The 16,403-nt window shown below is 66.8% G+C and carries 19 protein-coding genes and 2 pseudogenes; 11 read left to right on the top strand and 10 right to left on the bottom strand.

The window, feature by feature from the left end:
* Nucleotides 1-172: 172 nt before the first annotated feature.
* The 4 genes from ACO1BR_RS40850 to ACO1BR_RS40835 all read right to left on the bottom strand — a co-directional run bounded on the left by ACO1BR_RS40850 (nt 173) and on the right by ACO1BR_RS40835 (nt 3,880).
* Nucleotides 173-1,762 carry an ISL3 family transposase gene (locus ACO1BR_RS40850; protein ID WP_426800178.1) on the bottom strand — a complete coding sequence of 530 codons (1,590 nt, stop codon included), beginning with the start codon at nt 1,760-1,762 and terminating at the stop codon, nt 173-175.
* Nucleotides 1,763-2,100: 338 nt separating this feature from the next.
* Nucleotides 2,101-3,024 carry an RNA polymerase sigma-70 factor gene (locus ACO1BR_RS40845; protein ID WP_426800177.1) on the bottom strand — a complete coding sequence of 308 codons (924 nt, stop codon included), beginning with the start codon at nt 3,022-3,024 and terminating at the stop codon, nt 2,101-2,103.
* Nucleotides 3,025-3,173: 149 nt separating this feature from the next.
* On the bottom strand, nt 3,174-3,647 hold the full coding sequence (locus tag ACO1BR_RS40840) for a carboxymuconolactone decarboxylase family protein (RefSeq protein ID WP_426800176.1): 474 nt from the start codon (nt 3,645-3,647) through the stop codon (nt 3,174-3,176).
* A 107-nt stretch (nt 3,648-3,754) separates the two neighbouring features.
* Nucleotides 3,755-3,880 (bottom strand): hypothetical protein, encoded by a 126-nt coding sequence (locus ACO1BR_RS40835; RefSeq protein WP_426800175.1) that lies wholly within the window; start codon nt 3,878-3,880, stop codon nt 3,755-3,757.
* A 113-nt stretch (nt 3,881-3,993) separates the two neighbouring features.
* On the opposite strand from ACO1BR_RS40835, the pseudogene ACO1BR_RS40830 reads away from it, so the two are divergent.
* The 11 genes and pseudogenes from ACO1BR_RS40830 to ACO1BR_RS40780 all read left to right on the top strand — a co-directional run.
* Nucleotides 3,994-4,454, top strand: a pseudogene (locus ACO1BR_RS40830) (integrase core domain-containing protein); the annotation flags it as partial.
* A 91-nt stretch (nt 4,455-4,545) separates the two neighbouring features.
* Nucleotides 4,546-4,758 (top strand): hypothetical protein, encoded by a 213-nt coding sequence (locus ACO1BR_RS40825; protein ID WP_426800174.1) that lies wholly within the window; start codon nt 4,546-4,548, stop codon nt 4,756-4,758.
* 91 nt (nt 4,759-4,849) lie between these two features.
* Nucleotides 4,850-5,092, top strand: a complete 243-nt coding sequence (locus ACO1BR_RS40820; protein ID WP_426800173.1) for a hypothetical protein — start codon at nt 4,850-4,852, stop codon at nt 5,090-5,092.
* Nucleotides 5,093-5,120: 28 nt separating this feature from the next.
* Nucleotides 5,121-5,390: a hypothetical protein gene (locus ACO1BR_RS40815; protein WP_426800172.1), complete on the top strand. Its 270-nt coding sequence runs from the start codon at nt 5,121-5,123 to the stop codon at nt 5,388-5,390.
* Nucleotides 5,391-5,404: 14 nt separating this feature from the next.
* Nucleotides 5,405-5,596, top strand: coding sequence for a hypothetical protein (locus ACO1BR_RS40810; RefSeq protein WP_426800171.1), 192 nt, complete (start codon nt 5,405-5,407; stop codon nt 5,594-5,596).
* Nucleotides 5,597-5,793: 197 nt separating this feature from the next.
* Nucleotides 5,794-6,066 (top strand): hypothetical protein, encoded by a 273-nt coding sequence (locus ACO1BR_RS40805; protein ID WP_426800170.1) that lies wholly within the window; start codon nt 5,794-5,796, stop codon nt 6,064-6,066.
* Nucleotides 6,063-6,383 (top strand): VRR-NUC domain-containing protein, encoded by a 321-nt coding sequence (locus ACO1BR_RS40800; RefSeq protein WP_426800169.1) that lies wholly within the window; start codon nt 6,063-6,065, stop codon nt 6,381-6,383. Before ACO1BR_RS40805 ends, ACO1BR_RS40800 begins: the two co-directional genes overlap by 4 nt.
* Nucleotides 6,384-6,539: 156 nt before the next feature.
* Nucleotides 6,540-6,770 (top strand): hypothetical protein, encoded by a 231-nt coding sequence (locus tag ACO1BR_RS40795; RefSeq protein ID WP_426800168.1) that lies wholly within the window; start codon nt 6,540-6,542, stop codon nt 6,768-6,770.
* Nucleotides 6,770-7,051, top strand: coding sequence for a hypothetical protein (locus ACO1BR_RS40790; RefSeq protein WP_426800167.1), 282 nt, complete (start codon nt 6,770-6,772; stop codon nt 7,049-7,051). The genes ACO1BR_RS40795 and ACO1BR_RS40790 overlap by 1 nt, the downstream gene beginning before the upstream one ends.
* A gap of 56 nt (nt 7,052-7,107) precedes the next feature.
* Nucleotides 7,108-7,844 (top strand): annotated as a pseudogene (locus tag ACO1BR_RS40785) (poly-gamma-glutamate hydrolase family protein).
* 37 nt (nt 7,845-7,881) lie between these two features.
* The gene (locus ACO1BR_RS40780) at nt 7,882-8,586 is read left to right on the top strand and encodes a DUF4328 domain-containing protein (RefSeq protein WP_426800166.1); all 705 of its coding nucleotides are present in this window, start codon (nt 7,882-7,884) and stop codon (nt 8,584-8,586) included.
* A 783-nt stretch (nt 8,587-9,369) separates the two neighbouring features.
* Here ACO1BR_RS40780 and ACO1BR_RS40775 read toward each other — a convergent pair.
* The 6 genes from ACO1BR_RS40775 to ACO1BR_RS40750 form a co-directional block, all read right to left on the bottom strand.
* Nucleotides 9,370-10,233 carry an immunity 49 family protein gene (locus ACO1BR_RS40775; RefSeq protein WP_426800165.1) on the bottom strand — a complete coding sequence of 288 codons (864 nt, stop codon included), beginning with the start codon at nt 10,231-10,233 and terminating at the stop codon, nt 9,370-9,372.
* On the bottom strand, nt 10,230-13,088 hold the full coding sequence (locus tag ACO1BR_RS40770) for a hypothetical protein (protein ID WP_426800164.1): 2,859 nt from the start codon (nt 13,086-13,088) through the stop codon (nt 10,230-10,232). Before ACO1BR_RS40770 ends, ACO1BR_RS40775 begins: the two co-directional genes overlap by 4 nt.
* Nucleotides 13,085-13,537, bottom strand: coding sequence for a DUF6507 family protein (locus ACO1BR_RS40765; RefSeq protein ID WP_426800163.1), 453 nt, complete (start codon nt 13,535-13,537; stop codon nt 13,085-13,087). The genes ACO1BR_RS40770 and ACO1BR_RS40765 overlap by 4 nt, the downstream gene beginning before the upstream one ends.
* A gap of 112 nt (nt 13,538-13,649) precedes the next feature.
* Nucleotides 13,650-13,961, bottom strand: a complete 312-nt coding sequence (locus tag ACO1BR_RS40760; RefSeq protein WP_426800162.1) for a pore-forming ESAT-6 family protein — start codon at nt 13,959-13,961, stop codon at nt 13,650-13,652.
* Nucleotides 13,962-14,015: 54 nt separating this feature from the next.
* Nucleotides 14,016-14,348: a hypothetical protein gene (locus ACO1BR_RS40755; protein WP_426800161.1), complete on the bottom strand. Its 333-nt coding sequence runs from the start codon at nt 14,346-14,348 to the stop codon at nt 14,016-14,018.
* 197 nt (nt 14,349-14,545) lie between these two features.
* Nucleotides 14,546-15,964 (bottom strand): DUF6177 family protein, encoded by a 1,419-nt coding sequence (locus tag ACO1BR_RS40750; RefSeq protein ID WP_426800160.1) that lies wholly within the window; start codon nt 15,962-15,964, stop codon nt 14,546-14,548.
* Nucleotides 15,965-16,403: the final 439 nt, after the last annotated feature.

Raw genomic sequence — 16,403 nt, 5'->3', positions numbered from 1 at the left:
ATCAGCTGTGTTGACCATGCAGGTGATCGCGGTGTTCGAGCCGCAGACCTCAGCGGAGCAGGCTGGGGAACGACAGCCGCGGTGCCGGACCGCCCTGCGGCACACTTGTTGGCGGCCAGTTGGGATGGTTCTGATCCACTTCTTGTGACCCGGTGACGGAGCGTCATGCCGGTCAGTCTGCGAGGAGAATTTGGCGTCGAAGGAGATCGAATCCGGCCCGGCCATACCCGTCCCTTTTGATCCGCTTCACCCTATTAACGTTGCCCTCGACCTTGCCCGAGCTCCACTCCAAGGTGAGTCCGGCGGTGACGGCGTCGAAGTCATGCCGTAGGCCGCGGGCCAGGCTCCGCAGCGGCTTCAGCCCGGTGTTCTCGGCGCGGGTGAGCCAGCTGTCGAGGTCCTTGCCGCGGCGTTCGGTCATCATCTGGGCGAAGTCGCGCACGCAGTCGGCGACAGCATCCAACTCCGGGCAACGGGCGATGAGTTGCTTACGCTTGAGTACATTGCTCTCGTAGATCTTGTCGGGGTGCGCGGTGATCAGCCAAGTGGCTTTACGGACGGTCAGCTCTTTGGGCTTGTCGGGTGCGGGCTTGCCGCTGGCCCGGATCTCCTGCAGGTGACGGCGGACGGTCCGCTTGCTGCCGCGGTAGCCGAGCTCGACGATCTCCGCATGAAGCCGTGCCGCGTCCGTGCAACCCTCGTTCCAACGCCGATGCAGATAGGGCGAGTAGGTGTGGACTTGGCCGTAGCGGCGGGATCCAGTACCGCTGTACGCATCGTCGGGGGTGGCCGCGTGTGCGTAGCGGCGCACGGTCTTGCGGTCGAGGCCGAGCGTCTGGGCGATCACCTCGATCTGTACGCCCTTGTCGTACAGGGCGTGCACCGCGGCATGACGCTCGCGTCGTTTGATCGCACGCAGTCCCTCTGCGGGAGCCGGCATCTCCTCGGCTGCCGCATCGGCACCCTGCCCTGTGGCGGCGGCCGTTGTGTCCTCGGTGGGCTCTGTCAGACACTTCCGGTGTTCGCCGACACACTTCTCGACGGCTTCGCACAGGTTCATCCACAAGTGGTACCTGTCCGCGACCTGCGTGGCGTCGGGACAGACGGTGCGGACGGCCTCGGCGTACGCGCTGGCGCGGTCGCGGCACACGACCTCCGCGCCGGGATGGCCGCGCAGCCAGGCTATGAGGGTGTCCGCAGTACGGTCGGGCAGGACGTCCACGGGCTCGCCCGTCTCCATGTCCATGATGATCGTCCCGTAGACGTGGCCTTTCTTGAACGCGAAGTCGTCCACGCCCATGACGCGCGGGGCGGCGCCGGGCTGTTCGTCCGGGAGCCTGCGAAGCAGCCTGAGCAGGGAGTTCGGGCTGGTGCCGATCGACAGATGCGCGGCCAGCCGGGACCCTGGGCGCCCCGCCAGGGCCAGTGCGATCCTCTCCAGCGTCCGGCGCAGCGAAGGCGTACGACGTGCGAACCGCTCGGTCAGCCCGTCCACCTGCTCGACGAACGTACGGCGTCCGCATTCCGCCGCCCGGCACCGGAACCGCCGCACCGCCAGGTCGATCACGGCCCTCTGACCGGCCACCGCCAGGTCGGCCAGGCGCCGCCGGTACCCGCCGTGGATACGGGCGGACACCGTGCCGCAGCCTGGGCAGGCCGCCTCCCGGGTCGCCGTCCGCGCCGTGAAGACCAGCGCGGCATCGTCCACCACGACCTTCTCGACCACCACAGACGACAGATGGCCAAAGACCTTCGAGAACACGCTGCAATCACACGAACGACCATCCTTCCAGCCGCCCATGACTGCCCGTCACCGGGTCACAAGAAGTGGATCAGAACCGTTGGGATTCCCCGCTGGCGGCCACCTAATGGGGAGTCATCTGGCTGCGACTATCATCACAGTCAGTGACGGGGATCAGATCGTCTCCGCGAGCAGCCTGAACTCGCCGGCACGCTGCTTCCCAGCTGGCGAGCCCGGTCAGCAGCGTGAGGAACAGGTGGCCCAGAGACGCGTCGACGGGGAGTAGAGAAGACCACGAGCACCCTGCGGCTGGTGACATGACTTGCCGGTAGACGCGTCGGCCCTCACCGCTCCCGAGGTCAGTTCAGCTGCCGACGGACCTGCTTCACCTCGCGGTCGATGGCCCAGGCGTCCGCAACAGGCCCGATGTGGCCGAGCTTGTCGGGATTGATCACTGCGCGGACGGTCTGAATCTGCCCGTCGAGCACATCGAGGACGAGGGCGTGGAGCACCTTGCCATCCCGGTCGCGGAAGATCGCGCCGGGTTGGCCGTTGACCTCGTGCGGCTCGAACGTCACGTCGATCCGGATCATCAGGGGGAAGACCGTGCCCAGCACCCGGGCCACGTTCTCCGAGCCCATGACGGCTCTGGCCAGCTGCGGGGCCTTGCCACCGCCGTCCCCGACCAGCTGTACGTCTGCGGCCAGCAGGCTCTGCACCCCGCCGACATCCCCGTCCTTCAGCGCGTCGAAGAACCGCGTCGCCAGTTCCTGCCGCTCCTGTCGGTCCGGCGCGAACCGTGGTCGCCCGGCCTCCATGTGCCGCCGCGCTCGCACCAGCAGCTGCCGGCATGCCGCCTCCGAACGCCCCACCGCTGCGGCGACCTCGTCGAACCCGAAGGAGAACACCTCCCGCAGCACAAACACCGCCCGCTCCAGCGGGCTGAGGCGCTCCAGCAGCAGCAGTGCTGCCATCGACACCGAGTCGGCGAGTTCCGCCGATCTCGCCGGATCCTCATAGGGATCGCTCAGCAGCGGCTCGGGAAACCACGGGCCCACGTACTCCTCCCGTCGCACCCGTGCGGAGCGCAGCACGTCGATCGACATCCGTGTCACCGCGGCCGACAGGAAAGCCTTGGTCGATGTGGGCCGGGTCGTCGAACCGTCAAAGCGCAGCCACGTCTCCTGCACCGCGTCCTCCGCCTCGCCCACGCTGCCCAGAATCCGGTAGGCGATCGAAAACAGCAGCGGCCGCAGCTCCTCGAATTCGTCGACCTTGCTCACGCCGAATCCTCTTTCCTTGAGGCCCTCCCACCCGGCCTCACTGGCCGGCGCAGGCATATTCTGTTGATCATCCGGGCCACCGGCAGGTCAGATTCTGCCAGCTGCGCGGATGCCCGGGGCCCGCAGCCGGGCCCCGGGACTGATGCCTTTCAGTGGAACTGCCCGACCTCGTAGTTGCCGGCCGGCTGCTGGGTGATGATGTTCAGCCGGTTCACGGCGTTCATGAAGGAAACCAGGATCACCAGGGCAGTGACCTGCTCCTCGTCGTAGTGCTTGGCGGCGTGGGCCCACACCTCGTCGCTCACTCCGTGCGCCGCATCCGCGACCCGGGTCCCCTCCTCCGCCAGCTCCAGCGCGGCACGCTCGGCCTCAGTGAAGACCGTGGCCTCGCGCCACGCCGCGACCAGGTTCAGTCGCACCGGGGTCTCGCCACCAGCGGCGGCCTCCTTGGTGTGCATGTCGATGCAGACGGCGCAGCCGTTGATCTGACTCACGCGCAGCGCCACCAACTCCTGCGTCGCGGCCGGCAACGGCGAGTCCTTCAACGCCTTGCCCGCCGCCATGAAGTACTTGAGGGCCTTGCCGGCGGTCGGGCTGGCGAAGTAGTTCAGTCGCGCGTCCATGGTGTGCTCCTCTGCGGTCGTCAGTGGCTACAACCCCTCAGACGGGGCAGCCCGACGCCCTGTGACATGGACGAATGTGACCCGCGTCTCCCAGCTGTCGGCGCCCGTCAGCCGAAGAAGCAGCACCCGGCGAAGGCGACCGCCGCCAGCAGCCGAGGCTCGGCGCTGTCTGCCGCGTCGACGACGACCGATGGGTGACGAGCCCGGCCGATCAGGGCAAGGCCACCAGTCACCGTGCGTGTCCAGCAATCTGCCAGTGGGGAGTCCAACCGGCCGTCAATGGGGACCGCCAGTGGGGAATCACTGGCCGTACGCGGGGAGATGATCTTGGCCGCTGTCACCCGAACGCGGCGGCTACGTCTATCTGCACTCCGCGGTCGACGGCTACAGCCGCCTCGCCTACACCGAAGCCCTGCCACACGAAAAGGCCGCGACCGCCGTCGGATTCCTCCACCGCGCCCACGCGTGGTACGCCGCCCACGGCATCTCCCGAATCGAACGCATCGTCACCGACAACGGCGCCTGCTACCGAGCCGACGCCTTCGCCCGCGCACTACTCGGATCCCGGCATCAACGAACCGCGCCCTACACACCACGCCACAACGGCAAGGTGGAGCGGTACAACCGGATCCTCGCCGAGGAGTTCCTCTATGCCCGCCCTTGGCTCTCAGAGCAGCAGCGCGCCGAGGCTCTCAAGGTCTGGAACATCCACTACAACTACCACCGGCCCACAGTGCTACCGGAGGCCAACCGCCAGCAGACCGGCTCCGAATAGGCGTAACCAACGTCTTGGCGTCCTACAGCTAGCGGAGTAGACACCCCCGATATGAATAGTAGAATTAACCTAAGGGGTAAGGGTGGAAGCTCACGCCCCAGCCAGCCAAAGGAGAGCGGCACCATGATCAAGGTCGACGATCTACACATCGACGAGACAGGTGAAATCACCGCGAGCAGCATCGACACCATCGCGGGCGCCGACCTGCGCGAAGAGATCGCCTCACGACTCTTCGCCTACCAGACGATGCGTCAGGACGGCGACCGCATCGAGCTGGCCAGAGATCGAGGCCCGCTCAAGGGACGACGCATGGTCACCTACACCAAGATCGGCTGACCCAAACCCCACCAACCCCACCACACGAGACCGACAGGGGAACGCGCCCGCAGAGGCACCTTCCCCGCCAGCCCCAACCAAGGAGCCGGCAATGCCTGGCATTCTCACCACCGTTGAAGCCGTCACCGTGCTCGGCGCCCCGGCTCCCGAATGCAGGGAGTGCGAAGGCTCCGGCGTGACGACCTACTTGCACGGCCCGCGCGAGCACTCGCGCAAATGCGACGCCTGCCACGGGGCCGGATACCGCCTCGCGTGCCCGACATGCACCGACGGCACCAACCCCGCCACGGGCGACACCTGCGCCACGTGTGACGGCTTCGCCATCCTCACCTGAAAATAGGCCACTACCTAAAGGAAGAAAGATGAAGCTCGGCGACTACCTCACCAAGGACGCGCTCCGCAAGGGCAGTCGAACCACTGCGACCATCACGCCCGAAGGCGCAGTACATCTGACCATCGCCCTCCCCGACGGCTCGGTGCAGCACTTCGAACGCCCGAAGGGCAGCACCTGCGCCGACTGGCGGGCGACCGACTTCGAAGCCCCAGACTCGGGCTTCGCCTTCGATGAACCCATCAGCGAGGACTGGGGGCGCGCCCTCACCATCGCCGCCGTCACACTCCCCGCCAGATAGGCAAGGAGAGGTCCATGGAAGGCTTCGAAAAGTTCACCGGGGTCACCCTTGCCGGCCCCATACTCGCAGGCCAACTCCGCCCGATCGGTGAAGTCTGCGGCCATGCCACGGATCCCATCACCGACAGAGAGCTGGTGATGGTCCTGTGGCTCGGCACCCCCAAGCCCCTCCCCTACGAACCGGACGAGCTCGCGCACCTCGACTAGAAAATAGGCGAGTGTATATCTCGTGTTAGGGTCTTACTGATGTCAGGCCCTGGCACGGTTCGGCATCATCCACGCCTCCGGGCGGGCAGCGACCCCCCGCGCCCCGCCCGCCCGGACCGGCTCGTCCGATACGAGCCACCCCTCCGGCCGGGACCCGCCTCCCCCAGCGGGTCCCGGCCATCCCATGGAGAAATGACATGCCTGCCACCACCAACGACAGCCCGACGCCCGTGAACCATGACGATGCCCTCCATCAGGCCCTCGTCCACGAGCGATACGGGCGCCCTCTCCACGAAATCCTGTGGGAGGAAACCAAGCTCCCCCTGCCTGAACTCCTCAAGGAACGCGGCCGGCGCCCCCAACGCCCAACGCCGGCCGCCAGTCACACCTCGCAGCCGGACCCGAACGCCGCCATGCACCGCGCTGCACTTCTGGAAGCCATCACCCCCAGGCACCGGAGAGCGACGTGACCGAGGAGCAGTTCCGAAGGCACGTCCGCAAGATCGCCGCCCTCCGTGGCTGGACTCTGGCCTACCACACCCACAACTCGCGTCGCAGCGACCCTGGTTGGCCGGACGAGGTCTACGGGCACCCCACAGCCAAACGCATCCTCTTCGTCGAGCTGAAGTCCCACACCGGCCGCATCCGCCCCGCACAACGCACATGGCTCAAGCACCTGGCCGCATGCGGCCTCGAAGCTGCCCTGTGGCGCCCCAAAGACCTCGACCACATCGTCAACGTCCTCGCCCCAGACGGACCCCGCGCCCAACTCCCCCACAACCTCTAGGAAGGACACCACCCGCCATGCACGAACAGACCAGCCCCCCGAAGGAAATCCCGCCGATCCCCGGAGCCATCTGGTGCAAGTCCTGCGACAGTTGGTTCAACCCCATCACCAACACATGCCGCTGCAACAACCGCTGAACACGCCGAGGCCCACACCATGAACCACCCTGCTCGCGCCAACCACCCCACCCCAACGCGCCCCTCACCGGGAGCAACAGGCCGCGAGCAGAACCCCCTCCCCGCGGGCAGCAGCCTCGAACAGGCCCTTGCTTCCATCGCCACTTTGGCCAACGGCCTGTGCGAGCACCTCGCCGACAACCAATGGCGCGCCGCCGCCCGGATCCGGGAACTCGCCGAAACCACCATGCCAACCGTCCGAGGCCACTGATGCACGCACTCTTCCAGCCCCTGCCTGCCCCCAACCGGGACCAGGCCGCCCACGACACCGCTGAAGCCCTCCGGGACCGCCCCGGCCAGTGGGCGCGCATCGAAACCCTCGGCAACCCCAACCGGGCCGCCAACCTCGCATACCGGATCCGCAGCGGCAGACACAAAGCGTTCCAGCCTGCCGGCGCGTTCGAAGCCACCGCACGAAGCTCCGACGACGGCACCGCCTCCGTCTACGCCCGCTACACCGCAGCCGCCGACCACACCGGCATCGCCCGCTAAACCACCACCAGTTCACCCGTAGATCGGGCCAGAGATCACCGCTGGTCCGGCCTGCCATGCCCAAGGCGCCAACGATGAAGACCAGTTACCCCACCACCGCATCCCACGCTGGAGTAGCCGACACGTACGGCAGCTTCCACGAGCTGGCCGCCAACAGGCTCGAAGGAACCAAGTGGTCACGGGAACTCCACCGCGGCGCCGAGTCCGACCTCGCCCACCTCGCGATTCACGGTGGCGCTATCGAGCCCGGCACCACGGAGGTGGCTCGCGCCGCCTGAGGCACCCATCACAACTATTTCTCCTTCACCGGCACAGAGAAGGCCGCCAAACACGACCTGCACCTCACCTCGACGAACCTCGACGAACCCCGCTGCCTCGCCCTGCAGAGCGGCATGGTGCGCACGGTGTCCTGGCACGGATTCCACAGCACCGAGAAGGTCACCGAGATCGGCTGCCTTGACGAGGACTTCCGGTTCTGGGTGAAGGTCTCGTTGCAGCACGCGGGGTTCGCAGCCATCGACGCCTCCCCAGCCGGGCTGGGCGCAGCCCGGAAAACGTCACCAACCGGAACCTTGCCGGCCGCGGCGTCCAACTGGAGCTGTCGACCGCTCAACGCGCGGCGTTCTTCCACAACGGCGACCTGAGCAAAGCAAACCGACACAAGACGACCGACGAGTTCAACCGCTACGTCGAGGCCGTCCAGCTCGCCTACCGAGACTGCTCGCCTAGCTCACCATTCCTACCCAGCGCACACAGAGTACGCAAAGAGTATCTTTATCCGTTGCACACATAGATGTGCGTTTATGCAGAGCATTTTGGAGTAGTCCGTCATGTCGCACCACCCAGTCGGGGTCCAGCCTGACGCCCCTGTCCTCCGTTCCCCCAAGGGCCTAGCGACGGCCATCACCACCTTGCTGGTCGCCTTCATCGCCGTCGATCTCTTCTCGCTGTACGCGGGACTCAACATGCACTCGCTCATGGGCAGGGCCATGTCCGACGGCTTCGAGAACGTGTACTTCAGCGATGTCGCCTTGGCGGACACCCTCTACGGGACGGCCGGAGCACTCCAGATCCTCGGGGTGATCGCCACCGGAATCGTCTTCCTCATCTGGTTCTACCAAGTACGCGTCAACGCCGAAGCCCTCGCACCAGGCACGTGCACCACGGGCAAGGGGTGGGCCATCGGCTCCTGGTTCATCCCAATCGGCAACTACTGGCTGCCATTCCGCGTCGCGCGCCAGACCTGGGACGCCAGCTTCCAAGACGCACCCGAGGGTTCTCGGCACCCGCGCACGGTCCTGTTCGCGTGGTGGATCACCTGGGTCGCATCGGATGCGCTCGGCGTGGCCGGAGCGCGACTCTACGCCAAGGTCGAGGCCCCTGAGTCGCTCCAGGTCGCCACGCGTGTGGAGATGGTCTCCGACGCGATCAACATCGCGGCAGCCATCCTCGCCATCCTGGTCGTGCGGAAGCTGACGCTCAGGCAACAGGCGCAGGCACAGTCTCAGCGTGACCCCATGGCCCTCGCGCACTGATTCAACGGCATCCGGCGGGCGCTCCGAACTCTCGGGACGCCCGCCGGTTCGTGCCTGCTCACGGACCGGTCGACCTGCACTCCGTGAGAACCGGGCGTTGCAACTTGGACGCGTCGCAACAGATCACGATGTCGGACCGGTTCACCCTCGTTCCAGGGAGTACAGCCTCCTCGGATCCGCGCCGGGCGGCGTGGTGACGTTGGCGACGAGCAGGTCCCGGCCGTTCTCGGCCGCCTCGTTGTCAGGTAGATCTTGGTACCGGAGGGAGTAGCGGACCCGCGCCGCCTCAAGTCTCCGGTCGTGGGTCCGTAGCCCTGGGGATAGGCGAACTGCATCCGCCGAATCAGGCCGGCATCACGACCTACGAGAAGGCCGGGTTCCGTCCAACGGCACGCCTCCTGCAGGGAGCGTTCTGGTTCCTGCGTAAGTTCCTTGGCCGACCAGGGGGTCAGGTTGTCGGCGAACGGCGCGTTCTGCCCATGCAGCACCGCGACATGCTGTGGCAAAACGGCCGCGTGGAGACGCCGTACGTACCGACGCCCAACGCGCGTCTGGGCTGCTTACGCGCCATGGGAGTCCCGCTCATGGTTCTGGGCACCCTGCTGCTCGTGTTGAAACTGGCATAGGCTGGCGAGCCGGCTGATACCGCGCAGCGACACGCTTTGAAGCTTCGATCGCCGCAAGTGCCGGTTGATGGACTTCCCGTGACATCGACCACTGTGGATATGGCATCCGTGAGGTAGTCCGGGCAAGGCACGCTCGCGGCCACTGGCACCGACTGCCTCACGTGGGGAACTCGCCGAGCCAACTGTGCTGCAGGAGGTGCTTGGGCAGGTACTCCGAATCGACCTCGAACGGGAGCTTTCCGTCGTAGGCGAGGCAAGCGATCGCGAGAGGCCCCAGGGCAATGCTGCCGTCGATGTCGGTCTTCCTCTCTTCGGTCAGCGTCCAGTACATCTGGTGCAGCTTCAGTGCCTCTTCCAAGGCGGGGCTAAAGCCAGCTTCGTCTTTGCGCACGAAGTGGTAGAAGAGGTTGATCGGCGGATAGAGCACCCCCTGAAGCAGGTCCCGCGAGGCGATCCGAGCCACGTCGGGATGCGACATCTGGAGTGCAGCGGTGAGCTTCTCCACCAGCCCCGGCCGCCGCAGCCAGTACGTCTGTAGGGTGTCCACCCAGTGGTAGATGTACTCGTCGTACTGCCCCTCCGGCGCGCGCAGGCGCTCCAGGGGAATCTCGCACAGCTCCGTCATCCGCTGCTGTTCACGGCAAATGACTGCCAACCAGAACGCCGTCAGCCAATTTCCCGCATCTGCAGAAGCAAGTGGGCCGATGGCCTGAAGGGTCCGCATCTTCCGGTCGATGCGGCATTGGATGGGTCCCTCGCTTGTACCTGTCACGGCGAACAGTGCCGAGCCCAGCTGCATTGCGTTGACGGTCGCCTCCCAGGTCTCCGCCTTTGCCGCGCGCGGGTCGATGACACAGCGTGCACGTAGCGCCATGACAGAGGTGTTGAAGGCGAAGTCAATCGAGTTGGCTGACTCCTGGAGCCGGTCGATGCGCCGGGCTACTCGTTCGCTAAGCCGCTCCGCGAACCTTTCGGCGTCCGGTCCTGCTGAGAGTTCATGCCGGGCAACGGTGACGGTCACGGAAGGGTCCCCTTGCTGATGTCGAATCGCCGATACTGGTAACCAGTATACGTTCCTGCGTTTTTCTCGCCCTTAACGACAACGTACTCCAACTTCCCCTTATCAAGTGCCTTTTCTAGAGCGTCGACGAGATCGTACTCGCCTCGCTTTTCCATGGCTTCGAGGATGTCGTGGAAGTACTCCCTGCTTCCCTGAGACACTTTCTTACCGTTTGGAAGTTCGCGTCTTCCCAGTTCGGTGCCAGGGCTACTTTTCGCCTCGACGACGACTACTCGGCCATCCTCGTGCTTCCACACCTGGTCGAACTGGTCGTTGCCGTTCTTGGGGCCGAGAAGAGTCTGTTTCTCGAAGTCCGGGTAGTTCTCGGCAATGTAGTGATATTCGGCTGCCTTCTCACCAAATGCCTCTGTAGCCTCGCCCATTGCAGTGTGGGACTCTTTGTAGGTCCCCCTTGCTTCTCCCCACTGCGCGGCCGATTCGTGGGTGCCATGGGCTTCGTGAGCCGTTCCGGTCTCCGCCTTCCAGTCCTTAATGATGTTGTCGTATTGGACGGCGAAGTGGCGTTCCCGCGCCGCCTCTTCGAGTATGTGGCGCCTGACCGGACTCGTGACCGTGTCCGCCCCCACTTTGATGTAATTCTCGTCGTAGAAGTGGGGCTTGGGGGGCTCAGGAGCGTGCTTGGCAGGGATCCATGGGGAGTTTTCCGACAGTCGCGTGAGCTGAGGCGGCGTGTGGCCACTCTGATCGTGGAGATCCAGATCCTTGCGCGTGCCGTCTTTTCTGTAGTAGTGCTCGCGGTAACCCGGCTCGTGATTGGCGCGGTAGACCTGAATTTCTTGGATCTGCTCATGAGTGAGCCGACCAGGAGGGCCGTAGGGATTGGTGCCTTCGTGCATGAAGCTGGGACGCGGCACAGGATCACTCAGCGGCGGGACGCCGTCGCCCGCCGGGGTGCGCGCGTCGTTACCGGCGCCCGGAGGCTCAGCGTGGGCGGAGCCACTGCCGGTCACATGGTGTCCGGCAGTGGCGCCTACTGGGCTCTCCGCCGGATGCGGGAGGGACGAGCCGTCGCCGGAGCCGTGGCCGCCGCTGCGCGTGCCACCCGTTTCGGCCGTGTGACCCGCGCTGCTCGTGGAGTTGTCCAGCCCGCCGGTACCCGACGTGTGGGGAGTGGTCCCGCCGCCCGGGCTGTGGCTGTTCGTGGGCATGTGGTCGCCTGCGCTGCCGCCAGGGATGCCGTAGTCGCTGGCACGGCCCGTGGGTTCGGTGTGCGCAGGTCCGCTGCCAACGTGGCCTGCGTTATCGCCAGCGCGCATCGGGTCGGAGATGTCCGAGCCGACGCGTGCGGCGTCGTCGCCCCGTCCGCCGACACTGGCCAGAACCGGCTGCTCCTGGCGGATCTGGGTCTCGATCCGTGGGTTCTCCGCGCCCGTGGCGGATGAGGCGGTCTTACCCTTGGGGGCGTTCTCGGCGTGTTGGAGAGGGCTGCCATCCTTGTCGTAGAGGTGACCGGCAGCGTCCGTGTAGTTCCCAGTGAAGGGGTCCTTCACCGTCTTCGGCGGGAGGGTGACTGTGCCCTCAGGCAGCTTGATCCTCCCGTCCGGAAGCTTGGTCGCCCCCTCCGGGACAGCAGTGCCCTTGGGCAACTGCACCGTGCCGTCCGGGAGCTTGGTGGCCCCCTCGGGCAGGCTGTAGGCGCCCTCAGAGATCTTCGGGACCTGGAGGTGGCCTGCGTCCTTGAGGTGTGCCACCAGGTCGCCGATCTTCGACAGGCCCGCGCCTGCGCCCTTGAAGACGTAGGTCATCGGGTCGATGGCGTGGCCCACCTTGCCAGCGATGGACAGAGCCTTCGCCGCGGCGCCGGCCTTGCCTGCGCCGGAGACGGCTGCGCCACCGCCACGGGTGAAGATGGCGGTGATGATGTTGAAGGTGACGGCACCGGCTGCACGGGAGCCGTTGGATTCCCACTGGTCCCAGGCCACGAGCGCCTTGCCGGTCTCCAGCATCGCGGTACGTGACTCGCGCAGCCAGGAGGGGAGCATGTGCCCCGGTGTCATCAGGAAGATGGGAGCGAGGGGCAGGGCGGCGGTGATCGTGGTCGCGGTGGCGAGCTTGGCCAGGCCGGCCCATGCTTGGCCTGCGGCCTCCGAGCCGTCGACGCCGATCAGGGTGCCCAGGCCCTTGATGGTGCCCCACACTCCGTCGATGACGACGCCCTTGCCGAAGTCGTAGAGGTGCCTCCAGACCTTCCACCAGGGGACGGATTCCTCGACCGCGTCGCCCCAGGGCAGGCTCTTGGACTGTTTGAGAGTGTCGGCGTCGTAGCCGTAGCCCGTCTTGTGGGAGGCGTCGATGGCGTGGAGTGTCGGGCCGCCGACCAGGCCGACGATTTTGGCGTGGCAGTCGCGCTCGGCTGCCTGGAACGCGGCCCAGACCTCGGCGATCTTGTTCCGGCGGTGGAGGTTCTCGTCGATCAGGTCGCTGTCTTGACGCCAGTCGTCGTCACTGTTGTCGACTTTGTGGCGGAAGTCGGCGGCGTCCTGCTTGAGTTGCTGGAGTTGGTGGACCAGCGGCGTGATCTCGCGGGCGTAGGTGCCCAGGGCGCCGGCGATGACATGCATGTCGTGGCTGACGTCGTGGGCCTTGTCCGCCACCGGTTTGGTGACGGCGAACAGCTGCTCCGCCTCAGGGGCCTTGTAGAAGGCGGACAGACCGCCGAAGGACTTGTGGACGTCCGAACCGGCGGTCTCGACCTTGGGGCCGCTGTGGGACAGCTCCTTCACCTTGGTTTCGAGAAGGTTCAGATCGCCGGTGAAGACCGGTACCTCGGACGGGTCGACCGGTGCGTCACTCATCTCTGCTTCCCCCCGACGTCCTTGAGAGCATCCAGGTGCACGGTCCGGGCAGCGTTCTGGGCGTTCTTCGCCGCCTCCAGGTCACCCTGGACGTACTCATTGGTGGCTTTGACCGCGCCCAGGACAGCGGCCTGACAGCGATCAGCCATCGCCTTGAAGTCCTTGTTGCGGTGTGCTGCGTACTCGGCCAGTGCAGCGGCGACCGGACCCGTCGAGGTCTGCGACAGCAGGGGCGCGCCGGCCGGTCCCCTCAGGGTGTTCCCGGCTACCACCGGGCCGTGCGGCGGCGCGATGGCCTGCGAGCCCGGCACGGCCGTACCCGCCGCCTGCGCCGCCTCCCGCAAGTCCGCGAGTACTGTGCTCAGGACGTCCCCCAGGTCCTCGGCATGCGTGCCGACGACCTTCAAGTGGCCTTGTACACCTTGCGGCTGAATGTCCCATGACGCCATGAACGCCCCCTATGCGCCTTTCTATTGCACCAACCCCACGCGTTGCCACCCGCGGCCGGCAACGCGTTGTGCACTACGGCCGATTGTCGCTCCTGCCGTTTGCCGGGGTGGTTCAGCCGATGTTGTCGACTGCGGTCTTCGCGCGAGCGAGGGTCTGGTGCGCGGTCGCGTCGTTCTTCTCCAGCGTCGTCTTGAGCAGCTGGATGATGTTCTTGACCTCTTGCGATGCGCGGTTCCAGCGCAGTTCCTTGCCGTGGTACTCGTCCGCGACACCGTCGGCCGTGAAGTCCGCCATCGCCTGCTTGACCTGCGCGTCACGTGCGGCGATCACCTGCTCCAGACGGCCGATCACTGCCTGAACGTTGCCCTGTGCCTCCGCCGATGCGCCCGAGTCATACGAGCGACGGTCCATGCCGGCAGCCATCACAATCCTCCCCGTCGAAATCTGGTCTGAGTACGTCCGCCGTAAGTCGCGGCGTCAGCGGCCCGAGAAGCGGGCCGCGTCGAAGTTCGCCGCCGACATCTGCGACCTGGCGTTGTCGGCCTGCTCCTGGACACCGGTACTGAAGGCCGACTCCATGCTGCCTTGCCCGCCCACGATCGCGGCCAGCGCGCTGTTCAGTTCCGCGGTGATCTCGTCCGCGTGCGACTTGAATGAGTCGAACGCCGCCTTGCCCGCGCCGTTGAACTTCCCCTCCAACGGCTGGGCCGCCTGCACGAGCTGGTGGATCAACGTCCCCAGTTCCGTGCTCGACCCCTGCGACTGCGACCTGAGCGTCGAGAGCGTCTGCGCCCCCATGTCGAACTTCATCGGGCTCCCCCCACCGGGACTTGACGATCGTATGTACGGTCATCCCTATCAACCGAGGCGTGACCGGTGCAATTCACAATCCCCATGCTATGACCAAGGTGTGACAACGGCTCAAAGCCGCTGAGCGCCTACCCACCAGCACAGCTGGTTTTATGGGTATCGAGAGCCACGCGTCGGCCCGACCAATCCAGGCGCTCTCACTCGCCCTTCAGATGCCGCATCAGACGCTCGAAGTCCTGCCAGCCCGACAGGTCCGACGGGTCGCCCGGCAACGGGTAGTACATCGCTGGGCGGGTCTTCGGGCCGAGGGGGACAGGCGGCTGGGACAGCGGGGTGCGCCGGGCACGGTCGTCGGGCATCTGGCGGACCTCCTCCGCGCCCAGCACGAAGGCGACCGGGACGCCCGGGCCCTCGAAGCGGGGTGGCACCGCAAGGTCGCGGCGGGCTTTGCGGACCTGTACGAGCATCGACTGGAGGCGGTGCCGGGTCGCGAGCAGCTCCGCGGCCCTGGGCAGGGACTCCACCGGCGACTCCTCGTCGGGGCCGTAACCGAACATCAGCGTGACGTCTTCCTCCACACCCGCCTTCGTACGACTGACGCGCACCGTGGCCAGGCCAGGCCGGTCCGGGCTACCGACCACCACCACCCAGGTCGGTTCCGGCGCCCGCTCCCGGGCGAGGTCGGTGATCTGGCGCGGCGACCAAGGAAGGTTGGCGGGTTCCGCGGTCCCCCACCCAGCCGGGGGCTCTCCGACCAGTTCGCGCCATATCGATTCCAGCGCGCCACCGAGGATCAGACGGTCGTCGGCGGGGTGGACGGTGCGGAACCTCACGGCTAGCTGACGCTCGCCCGTGGCCGTGACCTCCTGATAGGAGGCGGCCACCGGGGTCCGCGGGTCGTCAGCGGTCGCCTCGGGCGACGCTATGGGGGCGAACATGCCGTCCTGCCAGCGCAGTACGGCTCCGGTCAGCCCGTCGTAGTAACCATCGCGTTCGTCGCGCACGACCCAGCGGGAGGGCCAGTTGCTGAGGCTGTCGCGTACGGCTGGGGAGAGGGTGGTTCCTGGTGGGGTGACGACCTGGAGGCCCAGCTCGGCGGTGCCGGCTGTGCGGAAGGCGTCGGAGAACCAGGCGGTCATGGCGAGCACCGGGCGGTCCTGGATGACGACGGCGACCTTGTCGGTGAGGACGTCGACGGCGGGCTGTCCGGCGGCGGGCGTGGGTGCCACGGTCACACCGTCGGTCTTGACCACGGCCAGGGAGCGCGCGGCCTCGGGTGGCCAGGCGGAGCCGTCGGCCAGGGCGGCCAGTCGGGCCGCGAAGGTGCCGGCGAGTTGCTCGGCGAGTTCGACGCCGGTGGTGGCGCGGGCTTCGGTCCACCAGTACGGAACCGACGGCGGGGTGGCTCCCAGGAGCCGCTCCGCCTCACCCGGTACCTGCACGAGTAGCGGTGCCTCGACGGAGACCAGCGGCCGGCCCTCACCGTCACAAAGCCGCACCACGGCGCCCTCACCGGTCGTGCCCACGAGCTTGTCGGGGCCTCCGGAGATCAGGCCGGCGAGCATGGCTCCCGGGTCGGGCATGCGCGGGGTGAGGGCGATGACGTCCTTGGTCATGTCGTCGTCCGGTCCTTCATGTTCGTGGCAGAGGGGCCATACGTCTCGTGGCTCGCGTGCGGCGGAGCTCGCCAGTGTGTCACGACGTTTGGCAAGTTCATCCTGGCCCCTTTCACCCGTCCTCCGGGACCAGCTCGGCACCGCATAGGCCCCCACTGCTCCGCCCTGGCCCCCCGATTTCCGGTCCACTTTCTCCGAATTGGATCAGGAGGCGGGGGGCTCGCCCCCGCTAGCGTCGCCCACGAAAGGTTCCCGAACCGACGAACGGAGCACCCGGTGCACCCCCACCTCGCCGCGGATCTCGCCGCGCTGCCCGAGCTGTTGGAGACCACCCGGCAGCGGGCCGCGGCCTTCCTCGACGGCCTCGCGGAGGCGCCGGTCGTCCCCGCGCGGCCGGCGCCGGAGCAGCGGCCGCTGCCCGGGCACGGCACCGGGCTCC

This window comes from Streptomyces sp. YGL11-2, from assembly GCF_050054615.1.
In the GTDB taxonomy this organism is placed as follows: Bacteria; Actinomycetota; Actinomycetes; order Streptomycetales; family Streptomycetaceae; genus Streptomyces.
This window is presented reverse-complemented; position numbering and strand designations above follow the sequence as displayed.